10 protein-coding genes are annotated in these 22,154 nt (G+C 45.7%); 6 read left to right on the top strand and 4 right to left on the bottom strand.

Going from position 1 to position 22,154, the window contains the following annotated elements:
• The first annotated feature begins 226 nt into the window (after positions 1 to 226).
• The 6 genes from ACO08K_RS19515 to ACO08K_RS19540 all read left to right on the top strand — a co-directional run bounded on the left by ACO08K_RS19515 (position 227) and on the right by ACO08K_RS19540 (position 12,443).
• Positions 227 to 7,270: a T9SS type A sorting domain-containing protein gene (locus ACO08K_RS19515; RefSeq protein ID WP_421798097.1), complete on the top strand. Its 7,044-nt coding sequence runs from the start codon at positions 227 to 229 to the stop codon at positions 7,268 to 7,270.
• A gap of 138 nt (positions 7,271 to 7,408) precedes the next feature.
• Positions 7,409 to 8,179 carry an acetylglutamate kinase gene (gene argB, locus ACO08K_RS19520; protein ID WP_421798098.1) on the top strand — a complete coding sequence of 257 codons (771 nt, stop codon included), beginning with the start codon at positions 7,409 to 7,411 and terminating at the stop codon, positions 8,177 to 8,179.
• Positions 8,180 to 8,259: 80 nt separating this feature from the next.
• Entirely contained in the window at positions 8,260 to 8,769 is a 510-nt protein-coding gene (locus ACO08K_RS19525; RefSeq protein WP_421798099.1) for a dihydrofolate reductase family protein, read from the top strand.
• A 77-nt stretch (positions 8,770 to 8,846) separates the two neighbouring features.
• On the top strand, positions 8,847 to 9,902 hold the full coding sequence (locus ACO08K_RS19530) for a M20 family metallo-hydrolase (RefSeq protein WP_421798100.1): 1,056 nt from the start codon (positions 8,847 to 8,849) through the stop codon (positions 9,900 to 9,902).
• Entirely contained in the window at positions 9,899 to 11,230 is a 1,332-nt protein-coding gene (argH, locus tag ACO08K_RS19535; RefSeq protein WP_421798101.1) for an argininosuccinate lyase, read from the top strand. The genes ACO08K_RS19530 and argH overlap by 4 nt, the downstream gene beginning before the upstream one ends.
• A 229-nt stretch (positions 11,231 to 11,459) precedes the next feature.
• Positions 11,460 to 12,443 carry an SMI1/KNR4 family protein gene (locus ACO08K_RS19540; RefSeq protein WP_421798102.1) on the top strand — a complete coding sequence of 328 codons (984 nt, stop codon included), beginning with the start codon at positions 11,460 to 11,462 and terminating at the stop codon, positions 12,441 to 12,443.
• 62 nt (positions 12,444 to 12,505) lie between these two features.
• On the opposite strand, the gene ACO08K_RS19545 is transcribed toward ACO08K_RS19540, so the two are convergent.
• The 4 genes from ACO08K_RS19545 to ACO08K_RS19560 all read right to left on the bottom strand — a co-directional run bounded on the left by ACO08K_RS19545 (position 12,506) and on the right by ACO08K_RS19560 (position 22,125).
• On the bottom strand, positions 12,506 to 15,004 hold the full coding sequence (locus ACO08K_RS19545; protein ID WP_421798103.1) for a M12 family metallo-peptidase: 2,499 nt from the start codon (positions 15,002 to 15,004) through the stop codon (positions 12,506 to 12,508).
• 818 nt (positions 15,005 to 15,822) lie between these two features.
• Positions 15,823 to 18,126: a zinc-dependent metalloprotease gene (locus ACO08K_RS19550; RefSeq protein WP_421798104.1), complete on the bottom strand. Its 2,304-nt coding sequence runs from the start codon at positions 18,124 to 18,126 to the stop codon at positions 15,823 to 15,825.
• A 565-nt stretch (positions 18,127 to 18,691) separates the two neighbouring features.
• Positions 18,692 to 21,172 (bottom strand): M12 family metallo-peptidase, encoded by a 2,481-nt coding sequence (locus ACO08K_RS19555; protein ID WP_421798105.1) that lies wholly within the window; start codon positions 21,170 to 21,172, stop codon positions 18,692 to 18,694.
• Between the two features lie 341 nt (positions 21,173 to 21,513).
• Positions 21,514 to 22,125: a NifU family protein gene (locus ACO08K_RS19560; protein ID WP_421798106.1), complete on the bottom strand. Its 612-nt coding sequence runs from the start codon at positions 22,123 to 22,125 to the stop codon at positions 21,514 to 21,516.
• Between the last annotated feature and the right edge of the window lie 29 nt (positions 22,126 to 22,154).

Below are 22,154 nucleotides of genomic sequence, written 5' to 3' on the forward strand. Positions count from 1 at the left end.
AAAAGCCCACAAAAGGAGGAATTGTGTCATCTGGAGTTGTATATTTGAATCCTCAATTAGGGTTTGAATTATAACAATCTAGGTTTTACTTCACATTTTCCTCCTTCATCTAGCAGCAGTCTGAACTACTACCTACGGACAACCGTAGGACCCACGGATTCATTCGTGGGCTAAAAAGCCCGGGATCATAATTGGTTTTCCGCAATTTAACCGAAAACGATTAATTATGATACCCATTAAGTACCTCTTTCCAGGCCACCTGCGGCCACTGAAAAACTTGATGCCTATTCTGTTTTTCTTAATGGGGATTCCTGCGTTTGCACAGCAGACAAATCTAATCACTTGTACGACCAAAGTCGGAAAATTGGGAGATTTAAAAGTGTGTTTGAACAAGGACTCCGCCCTGATAGAAGCAAAACAGATTGAGGCCTCAGTAGTACCACAAGGTTTTGCTCGAACCTATCTACTTTCCAAAGGAAGTGGACAGCGTGTGCTTGCTAAAAATTCAAGCCCACTGTTCAAAGTGAAGGCGGAAGGGCTGTATGGGATACACACACTCGTGTATGACCCAACCAAGCTCAACCCAGATACCCTTTTCCCACCAAAAGACTACAAGGTGCCGCAGTTGGCGCGTCGATTTGCTGCCAGCACGTCGCTCCTTTGCGCAGGAATTGACACCATTGGTGCTCAATTTGCCTTTAATGAATGTGATACCTGTGGCGTTACAGCAGGGTCACTACGCATCCTGGCCCAAAACTGCCTGGACAATGGAACTGCTCGTTTACAAGCGCTGAGTGTAACAGCGCCTACTTTCCCTGTACCATCGAACTACAAAATTATTTATGTACTGACGAGTGGAGCTGATCTGGTGCTGGAACAACTGGCAGCTACTCCAGATTTCATCGTACGCAAGGCAGGAATTTTTACGATTCACACTTTAGTTTATGACCCTGCCAAGCTCAATCTAGGCATATTTGATCCCGGAGAATACAAAGCGGCCGATATTTTGAAACTACTCGTACAGGGTGGGGGCAAAATATGTGGTGCTTTGGACGTTGTGGGTGCCAAATTCAATGTAAGCATTTGTCCTTGTGCGGCTAATCCGGGTGCATTGGTTGCTGCAAGCCAACCATGTATCAATAGCGGTTCTGTACAACTGACTGCAAACCGGGTTGTAGCAACGGTAGTGCCTGATGGCTACATCGTACGTTACGTGCTGACCCGTGGTGAAGACCTCACCATCATGCAGATCAACACGAGTGCGCAATTTAATGTTGCTCAAACTGGCCGTTACCGCATCCATACCCTTGTATACAATCCTTCCACTCTTGACTTGAGTGGGGTAATATTTGGAACAACCAAAGCTTCTGCAATCAACAGCAAGCTGGTGCAAGGAGGCGGCCTGATTTGTGCTGCGCTGGACTTGTTTGGTGCTACTTTTGACGTTACAGCTTGTCCATGTGAGCCAACTGCGGGTAAACTCAAACCAGAAATTCAGGTTTGTTACGACAACATCACTCCGGCAAAATTGACTGCCCTAGTTGATGTAGCGGCAGTTGTTCCTGCGGGCTATCAGCGTCGGTATGTATTGACCTACGGACCGAACTTGGTCATTGAAAACGTTAATCAAAACCCAACGTTTAATGTGACCAAAACAGGAACATTCCGCATTCATACGCTCATTTACAATCCAGCCGATCTGGATTTGAGCACTGTAATATTTGGCCTGACCAAAGCTACCGACATCAACAAACTGTTGATTCAAGGTGGTGGCCAGTTGTGTGGCGCCCTGGATTTGACGGGTGCTCAGTTTGATGTGACCGCTTGTGTTTGTTCCGCTAAGGCTGGGACTTTAGTTGCTATCGATGCACCTTGTTTGAACGCAGGTTCAGCACGTATTCGGGCCAATGTAAATGTGGCGTCGATTGTACCTGCTGGTTACAACTTGCGTTACATCCTTACTCAAGGTGATGTGTTGGTGGTACGTCAGGTGAAAGAGGTAGCCGACTTTACGGTTACTACTGCTGGTCGTTACCGCATCCACGCTTTTGTGTACAACCCAAGTACCTTTAACATCAACGACATTCAAGCTGGCGTTACCACTGCACAGGGTATCCGCGATCGCCTCGTTGAAGGTGGAGGTGCCATTTGTGGTTCAATCCAATTGAGTGGTCTGCAGTTTGATGTAGCAACTTGTGCTCCTACTTGTGCAGCAGCAGCTGGCACTTTGAAGGTGTTGGATCAGGCTTGTTTGCCTGCTGGTGGTACCGCTCGCATTCGGGCAACCACTCTTACTGCTCCATCGGTTCCCGAAGGATTTTTACTTCGTTACGTACTGACCAGTACCGACAATCTGGTTATCCAAAATATCTCTTCCACTGCTGATTTCAATGTAGCAACAACTGGTCGCTACCGGATTCATGCATTTGTGTACAATCCTGCTACCCTCAATTTGTCGGGTGTGATTTTTGGAACCACTAGAGCTTCCGCCATCACCAGTCAATTGATTCAAGGTGGTGGACAAATTTGTGGCGCACTGGATGGAGGTGTTGCTTTTGACGTAGTCAATTGCACCAATTGTACCGCTTATTCTGGTACGGTAAAACCAGCCAATGGCCCATGTTTGGACAATTGGTGGGATGCTCGTTTGCGCGCTGCAACGGACATTGCTCCTGTAATCCCAACTGGCTACCAATTGCGCTATTTGGTCACGTTTGGTGCCAATAAAGTAATTACTGACATCGGCGATAAGCCAGACTTTGTTGTACATACTACTGGTACCTGGCGCATCCATGCGTTGGTTTTCAATCCAAGCACTTTCAATTTGAGCCAGATTGTGCTCAATTCTACAACCATTGAAGATCTGAAAGTCTTGTTGGTACGCGGCATTGTACCAACTTGTGCGAGCCTGGATGAAAACGGCGCAGTATTCGTAGTGAAACCTTGCGAAGGCTGTGATGTGGAAGCTGGCACCTTGAAGGTAAAAGCTCAGGTATGTCTCACCGCTGCTAACGGCGCTCGTTTGCAAGGTGAAACCGATCGCGCTCCAGTGGTTCCTTCAGGTTATATTGTGAAGTATGTGTTGACGTATGGCGACAACATGACCATTTTGCTGGTAGGCAATAGCCCCGACTTTACTGTCGGAAATACAGGCAATTACCGCATCCATGCTTTGGTGTACAACCCCAATACCTGGAATCCAGCTGCGGTCATCCAAAATGGAGTGACCATGCTCAAAACGGTGAAACAAACCTTCATCCAGGATGGAGGAACCATTTGTGCAGCGGTTGACCCGGTTGGAGCGTATTTTGTAGTCAGCAATTGCCAACAAACTTGTGGTGTCACTGCGGGTACGTTGAACCCAACTGGTGCGCCATGTATTGACAACTGGAACAGCACTCGCCTTTTGGCCACTGTAGGTACCCAGCCCAATGCACCAAGTGGCTATGTTGTTCGATATTTGTTGACTACTGGAGACAACAAGGTCATTATCAAAGTAGGCAGTACGCCTGACTTTACTGTAACTACGACGGGTAAATACCGGATTCATACCCTGGTGTATCATCCGAATACCCTCAACTTCACCGTTTATTTGAACACCACTAAGTTGAGCGAACTCAATGAACTGCTGATTCAAGGTGGTGGAACGGTTTGTGCTGCGCTTGATCTCAATGGCGCCTATTTCAACGTAGGCTATTGCAACACTTGTACCGTTACGGCAGGTAAATTAAAGGTAAACGTTCCTAACTGCTTGATTGCAGGTGGAACGGTAACCCTTTCCGCACAAGTAGTAACAGCGCCGATTGTACCAAGTGGTTATACGGTTTGTTATGCAATCGTAAATGCAAGTGGTGTGATTGTGGATGTGACTGAAAACCCATCCGTGGTTGTACGTACTCCAGGTACCTACTGCATGCACACCTTTGTGTTCCCGACCAACCAGTTCAACCTGGGCCGGATCATTGAAAACAGCACAACACTGGCTCAACTTAATTTGTGGCTGAAAGACCTGTGCTCGGCTATTGATCTGACGGGTATCTGCTTCAACGTTCAATTGTGTACGCCAACCTGTGATGTTTTTGTAGGTAAACTTGTACCTCGGGTGCCAGTTTGTTTGCCAGCAGGTGGTATTTCTACTTTGATTGCAGACTTTAGTACCCCTGCAATTGTTCCTACTGGCTATACCATCTGTTATGCAATCACCAATGCCAATGGCGTCATCATCGATGTGACTGAACAGCCAAGTGCAGTGGTACGCAATACCGGAACTTATTGCATGCATACCTTTATTTTCCCAACTGCTTCTTTCAACGTTGGGCGAATCATTGAAAACAATACCACCATTGCACAACTTAAACTTTGGCTACAGGAATACTGTGCTACAATAGATGTGAATGGAGTTTGTTTCAATGTGGTAGCATGTACCACCACTTGTAATGTAAATGCCGGAAAGGTAGGCGTGGGCACCATTCCATGTTTGATTGACTCCGTCAAAATTTGTGTAAACGTGGTAACCCCACCTGCTACACCAAGTGGATTCACAGTTTGTTACGCCATGGTTAATGACAAAGGTATCATTGTAGATGTGGTAGAAGACTTGTGCTTCTGGGTGAAAAAACCTGGTACCTACTGCGTACACGTCTTTGTATTCCGCGCATTGACCTTCAATCCAAACAACATCATCAAAGGGGTAACCACTCTGGCCCAGCTGAACTATTGGTTGACGGGTGGAAGCATCTGCGGTCATGTGGACATGACTGGAGTTTGTTTCACGGTTAAAGAATGTACACCACTTTGTGAAGCCAACGCTGGAACACTGGTACCTGAATTAGAAGAATGTTTGTCGGTAGGTTATGCCTGGATCAGTGCAAAACACCCTGCTAACGGTGCTTCGGTGATCCCGTCTGGATATGCTCGTCGCTACTTGTTGGTTACGCCGGATAACGTTATCCGCCAAATTGAACTTCAACCTAAATTCGGAATCAATCAAACGGGTAATTACCGGGTACTTACCCTTGTATACGACCCGAGCACCTTCAATGTGAATTCCATTGTTTTGGGCACTACTACCGTTGCACAGCTCAATGCCAAATTTATTCAGGGAGGAGGAGCCCTTTGTGGTGCATTGGATTTGATTGGAGCAAGCTTCAAAATCGCACCTTGTACTTGCCCAGCAGATGCTGGCAAACTCAAGCCGAACAGTGAAGTTTGTTTGCCGAAAAATGGCGAAGTACTACTTTCGGCTAGTTCCCTCACTGCAAGTACAGTACCTGCTGGCTATGGTATCCGCTACTTGTTGAGCAAAGGTGCCAACAAAGTGATCGTTGACTTTGGTACCAACCCAAGCTTCAGCGTTGCGGAAACTGGAACTTACCGAATCCATGTATTTGTGTTCAACCCAGCTACCTTCTCTCTGGCCAGCATCCAATTGGGTGTAACCACGGTGAATAGCTTGCGGGCACAGTTCATTGAAGGCGGTGGGGGTATTTGCGCGAGTGTTGAGACGGGTGGAGCACTCTTTGAGGTTCCTGCTTGTAAAGAACCTTGCGTTGTTGCTCCGGGTAAGTTGACAGTGGTAGGAGAACCTTGTTTGATCAACGGTACCGGAACATTCACCGCAACGGTTACTCAGCAGCCAACTGTTCCTGCTGGTTATGTGGTTCGCTACATTTTGACCAGTGGCAATACTTTGGTAATCAAGGAAATCAAAACTACACCGTCTTTCACGATCACTCAGTCAGGGGTATACCGGATTCATGTCTTGGTTTTCCTGCCAGGAACCTTGAATTTGAGCTTCCCAAGTGGTGCAACACTGAGCTTCATCTCTAATCAGATAACGAGCAATGTTTGTGCCGCACTGGATGGTGGTGTAGCATTTGAAATTTCTAATTGTCAATTCATTTGCTTCGCATTTGCAGGTACACTGAAGCCGGTTGGAGATACTTGTAAATCTACTTTGCCTGCTACTTTACAGGCAACTACAAATGTTGCTCCTGTTGTTCCTGGAAACTATCAGGTGAGATACCTGCTAGCTAGTGCCAGCGGCAACAATAAAGTGATTGAGCAAATTAACACTACGCCAAACTTTGTGGTCAATAGCCTCAAAAACTGGACGATCCATACGCTGGTGTACGATCCGAGTACCTTCAATCCAAATACCATCCAGTTGGGTGTGACCACTATTGCCGGGCTGAAAACTCAACTCAGCAATAACCCACAAATTTGCTTTAGTCTGGATGAAATAGGGGTTCGCTTCATTACTGGTCCATGCTGTACCGCTAAAACGGGTGAGTTCAAACCTTATGTGAATGTACCTTGTATCCAACAAGGAGCTTGTGCTTACATTAAACTGGAATGGAAAAAGGCACCAGTAATTCCACAAGGTTGGAAGATTCTCTACCTGGTTACTGCTCCAAATAGCAAGATCATCAACGTGGTATACGATAAGCCTGACTTCCTGCTCTGCAAAATCGGCAAGTACACCGTTTACCACCTGATCTACAATCCAAAGGATTTTGATCCGCTCAAGCTGATTTCGCTCGGTCAATCTACTATTGATGACATCGTGGAAGAAATCACGATCTTCAAGTGTAACCTGATTGATGTAGGCTTTATGCTGGACATTAAACTTTGTACCGATTGTGGCATGATGATGGCTGGTCGTTTGGATCCTCAACCAATGGCTTGTTTTGTACCTGGTGGCATTACCATCAAGGCGGACGTAATCTCCATGAACATGGTAGACGCACCGCTGAAATTGTACTATGTGCTTACGGATGGGGACAAAACGAACATCAAAGCGATCAGTGATAAACCTGAATTTAAAGTAACTCAGGTGGGAACCTACCGTATCCACCCAGTAATCGTTAACCCAACCGAGGTAAACCTCAACAATTACGCAACCCTCTTTGAGGTGATGCTGCAATTGAAGATGGGTGGTGGTAAATACTGTGGTTTTGTTGAACTGAGTGGTGCAACCTTCAACGTTAACGATTGTAAAGGATTTGGAGCAGTGCCTACCACAGATGCTTATCCAAACCCAACCAACGATCGGGTGCGACTGATTTTCAACAATCCTAAGCAAGTGGATGAGTCCGGCATTTCCGTAGAGGTACTTAACCTCAACGGCGGAGTCATCAACCGGGAGAAGTTTGATGCAGGTACAACTGAAGGTGAATTGGATCTGAAGAAACTACCTTCTGGACTTTACCTCATCCGTGTATTGCGGAGTGGTCAGGCACCAGAGTTGATTCGTATCAATAAGATGTAGATTTGTTGGGGCGGCCCTGTGTGGCTGCCCTTACTTCAACCGTAGGGGCAAGCACATAGGCTTGCCCCTACAATTTTTTCCCTGCCCACTATAAAACACTATCTTCGTGCTCACAGCCAAATTCAATACCCAAGCACGATGAACTTACACATCCTAAAAGTTGGCGGCAAAGTCATTGACGATCTAGCCCTCTTGCAACCTATCCTGGAGGCATTTTTACAAAAAGAAGGACAAAAAATCATCGTACACGGCGGAGGCAAAAAAGCCTCCGAGCTCAGTGAAAAACTGGGCATTCCGGTACAAATGGTCAATGGCCGGCGGATTACCGATGCAGCTGCCTTGGAAGTGGCTACTATGGTTTATGCTGGCCTTTTTAACAAGCAGATTGTCGCTTTGCTGCAATCGATAGGCGGCAACGCCATTGGCTTGAGCGGTGCAGATGGCAATGTGATTCTGGCACATCAAAGGCCAGTTAAAGAAATTGATTATGGTTTTGTGGGGGATCTGGATGAGGTGAATGCCCAAGCCATTCATCGTTTGTTGAGCGCTGAATTCATCCCGGTTTTTTGTGCCATCACCCACAACGGGCAAGGCCAATTGCTCAACACCAATGCCGATACCATCGCATCCAGTTTGGCTACGGCCATGTCGAAACTTTACGACGTAAAACTGTATTTGTGTTTGGATAAAAATGGAGTTTTGAGCAATGCGGACGATGACAACTCGGTCATCCCACGCATCAATGCCGCGGATTATGCCCGCTACAAGGAGGAGGGCGTTGTATACGCTGGAATGTTGCCCAAGCTCGACAATGCTTTCGATGCTCTGGCTCAAGGTGTAAAAGAAGTGATCATTTGTGGCCCGGAATCAGTAGTACAAGGTGGAGGTACCATCATTTATGCGAATTGATTTTTTGTGCAACTTTAATGTTGAAGGAACTGTCTGATGGTTTTACAGCTTAATGTTTTGTACCAAAAAATCATCCAAACATGCGGAAAGTAGTATACAACTGCGCAGTCAGCCTCGATGGCTTTATTGAAGGCCCCAATGGCGAATTTGATTGGTGTTTTGCCGATCAGGATTACGGGATGAGTGCTTTTATGGCGCGTATCGACACGGTACTATATGGACGAAAATCGTACGAACTGGCGCTGAAAATGGGCCAAGCTTTTGGCAAAGAACACGAACATTATGTGTTCTCAACTACCATGACCGAAGCGGCAGAAAACGTCACCTTGATCAAAGACAAGGTCAGCGAACACGTAAAGGCCATCAAAGCCGCACCAGGTAAAGACATTTGGCTCTTTGGTGGCGCCGACCTGGCAGGTTCCTTGATGAATGAGGGACTGGTGGACGAATTGGCGTTGGCAGTACACCCCATCGTTTTGGGGCAAGGTAAACCCTTGTTTACCAATGTGCAACATCGGGTACAGTACAAACTGGAAAGTGTACAACCTTACGATACTGGTTTGATCATAGTAAACTACGTTTTGAAATAGCCACCATTAAATAGTGTGGAGCATTAAAGCATAAAAAGTAGCAACTCTGCTTATCTTTGCGGCGAAAATTTTGCTTCATGAATTTAGCAGACTCGGCCATTGATTTGTTGAAAAACCTGATTGCTACACCTTCCTTTTCGCGGGAAGAAGCACCTGCTGCCGAGCGTGTTGCTGCTTTTTTTGCTGCAAAAAACATCCCCTTTCAGCGCCACTTGAACAACCTTTGGGCGAAAAACCGCCATTGGCAAGAGGGGAAACCGGTCCTTTTGCTCAATTCCCACATTGATACCGTAAAACCAGCTACTGGCTGGCAACGCGACCCTTTTCACCCTGGAGTGGAAGAAGATGATATTCTGTATGGCCTGGGAAGCAATGACGCGGGTGGGCCATTGGCCTCATTGCTGGCAACTTTTACCCATTTTTATGAACGCAGTGATTTGCCGGTCAACCTGATTATGGCGGCTACGGCAGAAGAGGAAATCTCTGGTGCCAATGGCATCGCTGCACTGTTACCCGAATTGGGCCAAATTGACTTTGCTATCGTGGGTGAACCCACCCAAATGCGCATGGCTATTGCTGAAAAAGGACTGATGGTCATTGATGGCGAAGCGCGGGGTGTTGCTGGTCATGCTGCCCGGGAAGAGGGGGTGAATGCCATCTACATTGCCCTCGAAGATATCCAGCTCATTCGCAACCTTGAGCTGGACCGGGTTTCACCCCTTCTAGGCAAAGTAAAAATGAGTGTTACCCAAATCGAAGCCGGTAAACAACACAACGTGGTACCCGATTCTTGTCGCTTTGTAATCGATGTTCGCACCAACGAGTGTTACCGCAATGAGGAGGTGTTTGACTTTTTGCAAAGCAAGGTCCAATCAACTTTGAAAGCGCGTTCCTTTCGGCTCAATTCATCCGGTATTGCTTTGGAGCACCCCTTGGTACAAAGTGGACTCCAGTTGGGTTTGCCCTACTTTGGTTCACCCACTCTCTCAGATCAGGCTTTGATGCCTTTTCCATCCTTAAAAATTGGCCCAGGTGACTCGGCTCGTTCACATACTGCTGACGAATACATTCGTTTGAGTGAAATTCGGGCAGGAATTGATTGCTATATTCAACTGATTGAAGGAATACTATGAAACTTTGGCAAAAATCCATCTCCGCCTGGTCGGAAGTAGAAACCTTTACTGTAGGTCGGGATCGGGAAATGGACTTATACCTGGCCCCTTACGACATTCTGGGCTCTCTGGCACACATCGAGATGCTGTGTAGCATTGGTTTGTTGGAAGCAGCAGAATATGAAGCGCTGGCGGCAGCCCTGAAGGAGCTTTATCATGAAGCGGTGGCCGGTAATTTTGTCATTGAGGACGGGGTAGAGGACGTTCATTCCCAAGTGGAAATGTTGCTCACGCGCCGCCTGGGCGATATGGGCAAAAAAATCCACAGTGGTCGTTCGCGCAATGACCAGGTTTTGGTGGATCTACGTCTGTTTTTGCGGGCTGAGATTGAGGCACTGAGCACCCAAATAGGCGAACTGTTTGAGATTTTACAAAGCCTTTCTGAAAAGCACAAAGACGTGCTGCTGCCCGGTTATACCCACTTGCAGGTGGCAATGGTATCTTCCTTTGGCCTTTGGTTGGGGGCTTATGCTGAGTCCCTGGTGGATGATTTGCGGCAGTTTCAAAGCGCCTATCAAATCATCAATCAAAACCCACTGGGTTCGGCAGCGGGTTATGGCTCTTCTTTCCCGCTGAATCGGCGGATGACCACAGCATTATTGGGTTTTGCTGATCTGAACTACAATGTGGTGCATGCCCAAATGGGGCGGGGAAAAACGGAGTTGTTCCTCGCTTTTGCCCTTTCCGGCTTGGGCCATACGCTGAATAAATTGTCGATGGACATGGTCTTGTACCTCAATCAGAATTTTGCCTTTTTGAGTTACCCCGACGAATTGACCACTGGTTCAAGCATCATGCCCCACAAGAAGAACCCCGACGTATTCGAATTATTGCGGGCCAAATGCACCCAATTGTCCGCTTTGCCCCAGCAGGTGAGCCTGTTGACCAGCAACCTGCCGAGTGGTTATCACCGCGATTTTCAGTTGCTGAAAGAGGTTATTTTCCCGGCTATTGAGTCAGCAAAAAGTTGTTTGGCGATGTTGTGTTTTGCGCTACCCCAAATGCAACCCAAAACCAACATCCTGGATGATGACAAATACAAGTACCTTTATTCCGTAGAAGTGGTCAATAAACTGGCCCTGGAAGGAGTGCCTTTCCGCGATGCGTACCGCCAGGTGGGCATGGACATTGAAAATGGGACCTTTAATCCGGATCGGACTTTGAATCACACGCATGAGGGGAGTATTGGGAATTTGTGTACGGCGGAGATCAAAGCGAAGTGGGAGAGGGTGTGGAGTGGATTTGGGTTTGAAGGGGTGTTGGAGCAACTGGGGAAAATGGTGAAATGATTTTGCTTTTAAAGATTGCCTTTAGACCGGGACCTGGATAAAGTAGGCAATATGAATTGTGTTTTAACTTACAAAATGGTGCACATTTGACCTTTTCGAAAGTATAAAACTTTCGAAAAGGCAGCTTAAATTTGGAATTTAAGTACAACATTAGAGCCTCTTTTCGAAAGTTTTAGACTTTCGAAAAGTTCTTTACTGCAAGATGTTCAATGAGAAATCATACCTATTTATGCCACTAGAATTCTTCCCCGACGAGCCACCTGCCTCACCTGAATTTATTTCCCGAGTTGAGCAGGAACTACAGCTCCACTTTCCCTCAGATTACCGCCAATTTTTGCTCGAACACAATGGAGGGGTAGTATGGCCAAACCATCTCAACAATGAGCGTTCTGATGATGAGTGGGAACATACCTGGATTGAACGTTTCTCTAGCGTACAGGATATTCTGTTTGCCTACCGATATGATGCCTATAATTGGCTAAACGAATTGATAAAAGAAGATGAGGCCGATAAGTATGCCATTGATTTGAATAAACTCTTGGTCATAGCGCGCTGTGTGAGGGGCGATTTTATGCTTTATTTAGGCGAAGAAGATTACAACTGGGTGTATTTCGCTAATTATGGAGATGGTCAAGGGTTTAATCGCACTTCTTATGCGTCTTTTGATTCCTTACTTCGATGCTTGAAACCAGGGGAGGTAGAGCATGGTTTCCTAACCAATAGTGGGGATAAAATCTTTGAACTTCAATGGTTCTGGGCAGATGGCCAGATACACTTTGATCGATTTGAGGAATTGTTACAAGCATATGGAGGCAACCCTGATAAAATTCATCCGGTTTGGAAACGGAATGTAGTACAACACTATATTGATCATCCTGAAATTCTTCATTTTTTAATCCAGAAAGGCGCAAAATTGGACGGCTGTTTGTTGTATGTAAGAGAAATTACAACGCTCAAATATTTATTGGAGGTAGCAAGACAAGACATTAATACTCCTCATCAAGGCAAGTACCCCTTGCACGAGTTTACAGAAGTATCGTCTTATTACGAAAGTTGCCGAAACCGTGATTTAATGCAATATCTGTTCAAAAACCACCCAAAACTGGACCTATCGATAACCGACCATGAAGGGCGATCGGTCATCGACAGATACCAGCAATTAGAACACTTTATCCAAAATTGGGAACAAAAAAGGGGGAACTTATTCAAGTAAAGTAAACCTAGCCAAGGCTTTGTCTTCAACCTTGGCTAGGCGCAACAGCTTTAATCAAGCGCTCAATTGCCACTCATCACGACCACCCGGCCAGATAGTTTCAATCGTTCATCGCCGATTTTATACAAGTAAGTGCCTGCGGGTAAATCCGCAGTTTCCAGTTCAAACGAGTGATCGCCATAAGCAGCTACATCAAGAGCTTGTTTACGAACTACTTTTCCGTACACGTCAAAAAGTTCCAGGTTGTACTGACCAGCTGGCCAGGCACTGAGACTGACCTGAGCTTTGGCATTGTTGTGGGTTGGATTGGGATAAATGACTACGGCTGATTTTTCATTCAACAAATTGGTGCCAAAACCAAGGCCTTCAGTATTGGGTTGTTGGAAACTTGGGCAAGGAGTAGTTTCGTAAATGCGCACATTGCGGAACTGCGACTCACCAGTGTACGGTGCTGCATCCATGTCGGCGGCAAAGAACAAATACTTCGTTGCTCCGGTATAGAATTGGCCCACTTTGATGGTGTACTTTTTCCAGGCTCCATTCCCTTCATAATTGCGGTAATTGGTAATTCCCCAGGATTGAGTTCCCCACAATTGGAAGGTGTAAGGTGCAGAGATGTTTTCATCATCATCGAAACCAATCCCGTGAATTTCTCCCTGCAAAGTTGAGCGGAACTCAAACTCAATGTAGGTATTCGCTGTAATGTTGTAGGCCAAGGGAACTGCTTTCCAGGCATTGTTCTTGATGGTTAGAGACTTGCCTAAGTCAGCTACTGTTGCACTACCACCATCTTGCGAACCACCAAAAGACACCGGAACTGTCTTGCTAAAGTCGATATTGGTACAAGTGGTATTGGTAGGTGGGGGAGGATTGCCGCCGCCAGATGACTGCACACAGAAGTTGGTTAAGGATTCTTTGGTGAATTGTCCACCTTGGGCAATGACTACATTGTTGGCATCCAACAACTTGAACGACCCATTGCCGTAGCCACAACAAATACCATCACCAATTTTGTCCAGAATACGCAATCTGTAACAACCAAATGGAAGACATACTTTTCTCTCCACTTTTTGTCCCGCCGTTTTATCAACATAAGGTCCCCCTTTTTCTACAGCAACCCCTGCAGGATTGAGTATTTCCCAGGTGGTTTCGCTGCCAAACATGTCCAAAACAAGTGAAAAAGTAACATTGGCGCAAGTGGCTGTACCTGTGCCGGTTCCTGTTCCCGTACCTGTTCCCGTTCCGGTACCAGTTCCACCTCCACCTCCAGTTGGGCAAGCCACCAAACAGGTAGCTGCGGCAACCCGGTTGCGAATCAAGGTGCCTGGTTGGGTACCAAACCCGAGTGTGAAGTTAATGCCTACCCGGTTGAGGTGACAGTACGACATGATCGTTCCACCACCAGTAGGTGCTGTTACCGATGCGGTACAATTGCCTTCAGTAAAGCCAGGGCAAGCATCAAGGGCGGTGTTATTGCCGTTCCATACGCAGGCATGGGTGTGTTGTGAACCTAGAATGTGACCCAATTCGTGAGCTACCACCATCACCGTGAAGGAAAAAGTAGGCACATTAGAAAAGGTTTTGCCGATGCCAGAATACCCCATTTTAAAGGAAGTGTAAGGCCGACACAAACCATCTACAACGGCAATACCTCCATTGCCTCGGTAAGAAAGCAACATCCCGGCATCACCATTAAATGTGCTACGGGTACGTTGAAATTGGGTGAGCAAACCGTAGGTATCCGAACCGGAGTAGGGACTGGTGGTGTTCCAGACGAAAATTTGTGACAGAGTCAAACTTATGCCATCATTGGCATATAAAGTCGCTACCTGATTGAATACACTGGTGATGTATTGGGTGGTGCCATCTTGGCCACCTTTGTCTACAAAAACATCGTTGTCTACCTCAAGATAAACCCGAACACAAGATGCCGCACCCCTTAATTCAGGTGCATCTCTAAGCTCTTCCGCCCGGTAAGCCTCACCACTGTCTGCTGTTTTACAATCAAACTCAGGATGATCTTCCATCATGCTGTCTTCATGCAAAAGGTGCAAACGGCGGTCACCCTCTTTGTAGCGTCCCAATACCTGGTTGGGGTGATCAGGAGTGCTGATGACGCCGGAAATTTCGTCGTCAAAAACACTAATGGCTACTACAGATTGGGGTTGTCCTTTGATGATGCCCCGGTAATGAACGCCACTGTTCATTTCGTGCATAACCTTAGGATTACTGGCCAATACGACGCTGAAATCGTCAGCGAAAAGATTGACTTGTACCAGTTCTAATTCATAAATACCTGCATCACCTGCAGGTATAGGAAAGGTCATGGCTTTGGGACGCGCTTGTAGCAGCCCTCGCAGGTCTTCCGACCGCAAGGACAGCCACTGAGCGTTTACCGCGTCTGCGTCACGCAGATCAGGTGCCCGGTCAAACAATTGATACTTGACAAACTTAGCCCGGGTGCTTTTTTGAGCTTCGACCAGCTCTGCAGGACGTAAAGATAGTTGTGCATGGACTATGGACAAAGCCATAGCCATCGCCAGCGTAAGTACAGTTCTCATGGCGTGAATCGGTTTTTGGTAAAACTTTTAAGGTTACTACAAATAAATTAGGTTACGACATGGTACACCAAGCCGCTGGTTTTCTCAAAGTGTGTTAATCCCCTGTGTGTAAAGAGTGATTACGAATTGCTCAAGACAAAGCAAAGTATGGGCTAAAAAAATAGTGATGTCTTGATTTTGTGTGAGATTATCTTTGTTAGTTGCGTGGTAAGTATCCGTGTTCTGGATTAGCGCTAAAATTTGGGAAGGAATTTGCACATTATAACTCCATCCCTTGAGTTTGGATTGTGCGTAAAACAAAAAAAATATAATTCTTTTTTTGTTTTGTCTTGCAAAGATAAGGCTATCGGCCAAAAAAACAACCCTTGAAAGGAGAGAAGCTAAAAAGAGGCGATAAACTGACAATTCTCTGACTTTGCGTCATTCTTAAGGAACAAGTAGGGCTTTGCTTGGGAGCAAAGCCCTCAAATGAGTAACCTTAAAAAACAATTCACGCCTTATAAAGATGTTATAAAGCCAATCCGGGATAGAATCGCCACTCATCGCAGCATTTGCGAAGGGCATTTCTATAAAAAGGTAGCTATGACCACAGTGATCATATTTTTGTACAGTTTTTGGGAGGGGCGATGGATAGAAGGTTTCGCCAATCATTTATTGAGGGCAAGCTGGAGTAACATACCCGTACTATAAAAACAAGGCCAAAATAATACAGATTTTTTTTTGACGCAAGTTTTACATTCATAGACTTGGTAGAAAGATAAAAAAAGGGTGAAACCGAAGCTTCACCCTATAATGTAAAGTTAAATCCTATATTTCTCTCATTTCGAATGCTCAACCATAAATTTACCAGATTGCTGCAGCGTTTTCCCTTTCACCTGGTAGATGTACATACCACTGGGAAGATTGCTTACTGGAAAATCAAGAATGGGGCTACCCAGATTGTGGTCGATATTTTTACTATAAATCTTTTTGCCCAAAAGATCCAGGACTTGTACCTGGTACTGGCCTGGCGGAAAATAATCCAATTGCAGGTTTAACTGCTGGTGTGCAGGGTTAGGAGAGGCCAGTACTTGAGGAGCAGGTTGGGTTTCTGGCACTAAACCATTCAATAAAGAAGAACAGGGTTTGGTTTCGTAAATTTTGACATTGCGGAATTGTGAGTTGCCCGGAGTGATACTTTCGTCGTTGTCATTGGCAAAAAACAAATATTGAGTGTCGCCAGTGTACTTTTGGCCAACCGGGATGATGAATTTTCTCCAGCCCCCATAACCAACATAAGTATTGAACTCTTGATATCCCCATAGCTGTGTGCCGGCAAGTTGGAAGGTGTAGTAGGTATTAATGGCCATATCGTTGTCAAAACCGATCCCGTGAATCTCTGATTTCTGGGTAGAGCGGAATTCAAACTCAAGAACCGTATTGGTCGTGATGGTTCGGTTCAGCTGAATGGCTTTCCAGGCATTGCCAGTTAAGCTAAGGCCATTGCCATTTTCAATAATTGATGAACTGCCTTGATCCTGTGATTCTCCGTAAGACAGTATATTGAATGTGTTGAAGTTGACATTGATACAACCCGCATTATTGGTAGGAGGTGGAGGAGGAGGTGGGGGAGGCACAACGGTGACTTTACGCCCCAAATTATCGATGCAAAATGAAGTTACAGCTTCACGGGTAAAACGCCCTCCTTCGGCCAGCATTTTGGCTTCACTGTCCAACAATGAAAAGGAGCCATTGCCAAAATTACAGCACAGGCCATCACCCCGAGAGTCGAGTACCCGCAGGGTGTAACAACCTGCGGGAAGGCAGAGCTTTTTTTGAATTATTTGCCCATTACTTTTGATCGCATAAGGCCCCCCTTTATCAACAGCCACGTTGTTCGCGTCCAGAATTTCGTAACTTGTTTCATTGCCATAAGCATCTAAAATAAGGGTAAAAGACACCTCTCCGCACAGTAGAGGAGGTGGAGGAGGTGGAGTTTGGCAGGCACTCATACAGGGAGCACTGGCAATACGGTTGCGGATGAGGTTGCCAGGTTGTAAGCCAAAACCCAGCGAGAAATTGATCCCGTACTGAGAAATGTGGCAATAGGACATGATGGTGCCACCCTGTTTGGGCACCGCTGGAGTAGCACAACCCCCGTCTGTAAAACCAGGACAACCATCGATGGCCGTACTGTTGCCATTCCATACGCATGCATGAGTATGTTGTGATCCTAAGATGTGTCCCAACTCATGGGTCAGCACCATTACTGTAAAGGAATAAGCTGGTGCCACACTGTAACTTTTGCCAATACCAGCGTAGCCCAGGTTGAAAGGATCACACAGCCCATCTACCACCGCAATGCCACCACCTCCTTTATAAGAAAGTAAGAGCCCTGCATCACCCTTGATTTGTCCGGCACGTCTGTTTTTGAATTGGTTCAATAAACCATATGCATCATATTCGCTGTAAGGGCTGGTGGTGTTCCAGATGTAAAGTTGGGAAAGGTTGAGTTTAATGCCCTCATTGGCATATAAGGTAGCGGTTTGATTAAATATAGCTTGAACATAACGGGTAGTTTCATCCAGTCCTCCTTTATCCAGAAACACATCGTTATCAACTTCCAAATACAAATTGACACAGTTATTGACCGCCCGAAGATCGGGGGTCTTTTCCAGCTCTTTAGCGGAATAACCTCTTTGTCCATCTGGGGTGTAACAATGAAAATTAGGCTTGTCTGGGATTTGGTCTTCGGGGTACAATACGTGTAAATCTTTGATCTTGTTTTGCTTAGACTTGTATTTGGCCAAAGTGAAGTTGCCACTTTCCAAGGTACTGAACATTCCCAATACCTCATCTCCGTAAATACTCAGCGCAGCAACCGAACCCGGTCTTTCTTTAATGACACCACGATAGTGCAAGCCTTCAGTTTTTTCATCAGGGCTACGCGTAGGATCGGCTAATTGTAAGGTATAGTTTTCGCTAAACAATTCAACTCGGTACATTTCCAGTGTTACTGTTTTTCCCTGGAGTGGCAAGTCAATTTCAATGGCTGAGTAGGGACGCCGCAATAAATTTTGGGCGACGCTCTCCTGAAAAGTAAGCCCTTGGGCAGATGGAAGTTCCGCGTCCTTCAGTACCATGTGAGTTGGAAATAACGCCAGCCTTATGAAGGGTGATTTTCCCTTTCGCAGTGCATCAATTTGTTCCTGAGGACGTAGTCCAGTTTGGGCAGATGTGCTCAATAAGGCACATGCCAATACAATTGTTAGTAGTGATTTCATAGTGTTCCAAAGCAAAAGTTAAAAAAATACTAGGGCAGCCTGGAGAGATTAGTCAACCAGCTGTTAGGTAAACCTGTTGTGGATTAAGGTGTTAAATACGTAAGAGTGGGTATTGTTATGCATGCATACAATACACCAGTAAAAATGCATAGGGCAATGCCTTATACAACCTGAATGGGAAAAGAAGTCTTGTGAAAGTGATTAAATTTCAAAGTGGTTCACATGTAACGTGTCGAGGGAGTTAGGCTAAAAATAACCTAATTTGGGGATAGGTGATTAAACATTTGGAGGGAACAAATACTACAAATCTACCTGCAATGTATGGGCATTTTTAATGAGATACAAATATTTTTTTAACATAGGCTTTTTTTTACTTTAAAATGTCAGAACCCGCTAAAAAAAGTGTTCCTGCGCACAGGAACACTTAATTATTGGGCCTTGAAATTAACATTTTTCCTGACTTTTTGACCTGATCATTGTGAATGACATAAAAATAAACTCCTGATGACCAATTTGTTGTACTGAGTTGCCATTCCCATATATTGGAATCGTTGATGTTTAAAGGATAGTTGTTCAATATTTTTCGCCCTAAAGCATCAAAAATGCTCAATTTGTATTGCCCAACCGGCCAATTTAATAAACTAAACCGAGCACTGACATCGCTGGGATTGGGAGCAATCAATACCTCAGGATTCAGGTTTTTCAATTGAGTCAATTGACTCAAGTCTAAATCAATGCTTGGCTCTTGGAAACCTGGACAAGGCGTTTCCTCATAAATGCGCACATTGCGGAATTGAGATTCGCTGGCAAATGGGGCCGCATCTTTGTCTACTGCAAAAAACAACCGGTTAAAAGTCCCTGTATAAAACTTTCCTACCGGAATGGTGTATTTTTTCCATTGGCCATTTCCAGTATAGTTGCGGTAATCGGCGATGCCCCAGGTTTGGGAGCCCCAAAGCTGGAAAGTATAGGGTGAAGAAATGTTTTCATCATCATCAAAACCAATTCCGTGAATTTCACCCAACTGAGTGGACCGAAATTCAAATTCCAGAAAGGTCTTTGTGGTAACCGCATAATTGATGGCTACTGCTTTCCAGGCATTGTTGTTGATGACCAGCGTTTTACCCGCGTCTGCAATGCTGGCGCTACCTCCATCCTGAGAACCACCAAAGGAAATGGGGGGATATCGGTTAAAATCAATACTGACACATTTCGAATCGACAGGAGGGTTACCACCGCCATTATCTGGTGCGCTGACACAAAAATTAGTCTGTGCCAGGTTTCCAAATACTGCACCTTTAGAGATCTCTACGTTATTAGCATTCAATAAGCGATAACTGCCTTCGCCGTAACTACAACAAATTCCATCATTGTGTTTGTCATAAATTTTGAGGGCATAACAGCCAAAAGGTAAGCATACCTTGCGTTCAATTTTTTGGCCCAAGGTTTTGTCTACATAGGGCCCACCTTTTTCAACGGCAACTCCGGCCGGGTTGAGGATTTCCCAAGTGGTTTCGCTGCCAAAAAGATCCAGTGTCATCTGGAAAACGACCTCACCACAGGTGGCATTGTTACCACCACCGCCACTATTGCCACCTCCGCCACCATCAGTTGTACACACTTGTAAGCAGGTAGCCGCAGCAATCCGATTGCGAATCAGATTGCCGGGCTGCGTGCCAAATCCCTTTGAAAAATTAATGCCTACCGTGTTTAGGTGGCAATATGACATAATGGTGCCGCCACCGGAGGGGGTGCTCTCAGTTGCACTACAGTTGCCCTCTGTATACCCCGCGCATGCGTCGATGGCTGTATTGTTGCCATTCCAGACGCAGGCATGGGTGTGCTGAGAACCAAGAATATGGCCCAACTCATGGGCGACAACCATTACGCTAAAAGAATACGTTGGCAGGTTGGAAAAAAAGCGACCCACACCCGCTACACCCATTTTGAAGGAGTTATAAGGGCGGCAAAGGCCATCCACTACTGCAATGCCACCACCTCCTTTGTAAGTAATCAATTCTGCTGCATCGCCATTAAAGCTGGTGCGGGTTCGCTGAAACTGCGTTAGTATTGTGTACGTATCAGATCCGGTATAAGGGCTGCTGCTGTTCCAAATGAACACCTGAGACAAACTCAAGCGAATGTTTTCATTGGCATATAAGGCAGCAACCTGATTAAAAATACCGGTCACATATTGCAAAGTGCCATCCTGGCCTCCTTTGTCGATGAAAACATCATTGTCTACCTCCAGGTACAAGCGCACGCAGGCTGCTGCACTGCGCAGCTCTGCTTGTGGTTGTAGTTCTTCTGGACGATAATTGGATTCATTATCGGGGCTCAAGCAATGGAACTCGGGGCGTTCAGCCATTTTTTCATCCGCATGCAAAATGTGTAAGCGCGGGTCAGCACCTTTGTAACGGCCCAATACTCGATTGCCTTCCTCTGGGGTGCTAATTACGCCCGTCACTTCGTTGTTGAAAATGCTGATGGCCGCCATGGACTCCGGACGTCCTTTGATTCGCCCTTGATAAAAGAGTCCATTCAACTTGCTTGAAGGTGTGTTGCTTTGTTGGGAAAACTGTATAACGAAATCGGCACTAAAAATGTCAACTTGTACCAACTCCAATTCCATCATCGTTCCATCGGTATTTGGCAAGGGCAAAGAGAGGGCCAATGGCCGCTCCCTTTGCAATGGGATTATACTTGCCGTATTAAGAAACATCCATAGTCCGTTGATTACCTGGGGTTCGCTCCTCAATTCAGGAGCACGTTCAAACAGGTGAATCGTTTTAAAGGTTACATTGTTTTTTATCCTTGCTTCTACCAAATCACTTGGTCGCATAGCGCTTTGAGCGTTGGCCAATGTCCATAGCATAGCCAACACTACTGTGAGTAGTGTTCTCATGATGTGTTAAAATTTTTGAAGTTCCAAACAGTGCTGCTTGGACGAACGTATAATCAGTGCGAATAGGTTGCTCGATGGGCATCTTCGCCCGAGCGGATCAGTGAATTATGAAGTAGTTGGACCAGTGAATTATGAAGTAGTGATTACGAAAGGAAGTGTTGAACAAACAGGGTAAATAAAATGATGTCACTTGATATTCAATCGCGATAAAAGGGTATTTATGCAAATATAGTTTTTAGTTTTGATAATGCAAATGTTTATTACAAAAAAATGACAGAAAAAAATAATAACCTTCCACCAACTTGGCGAAAGGTTATTATAACTGTATAGTATACATGGAATTAACCCATCTCTTGTACTACTTCTTCAACTTGTGGGATCATCCGCTTCAACATCCCTTCAATGCCTGCTTTGAGTGTAACCGTAGAGGAAGGACAACCACTGCAAGAGCCTTGCATCAATACAAATACTTTGCCGTTTTCGTAGTGCTTGAACTCAATGTTACCACCGTCCATTTCCACAGCTGGCTTCACGTAAGTATCAATTAGTTCTTTGATTTTTTGCACCAATTCAGCCTCGTCACCGGTGTAAGTCACTCCGGCGCGATCCGCTTCGATTTTAGCGGTATGCTCAGCAAAGCCCTCTTTCACCAATTCACCACCTTCTTCAATGTAGTTTTTGATGAAATCTTTGAGTTTGAGCATGATGTCTGGCCACTCATAGTTCATTTCCTTACTCACCGTGACGAAGTTGTTGCTGATGTACACTCCCTTCACGTAAGGAAACTCAAAAAGCGCGACTGCCAGCGGTGACCATTCATTGGCCAGGTCCACTTCACGGAAATCGGCTGTGCCGCGGTACAACATGCGGTTGGTCACAAACTTGAGTGACTCCGGGTTGGGCGTTTGCTCGGTGTACAACAACACCGGGCTTTTGGTAACAGTAGTCTCCATATCGTGAGTATCTGTTGTCGTGTGAGTTA

The organism is Haliscomenobacter sp. (assembly GCF_965225875.1).
Lineage (GTDB): Bacteria > Bacteroidota > Bacteroidia > Chitinophagales > Saprospiraceae > Haliscomenobacter.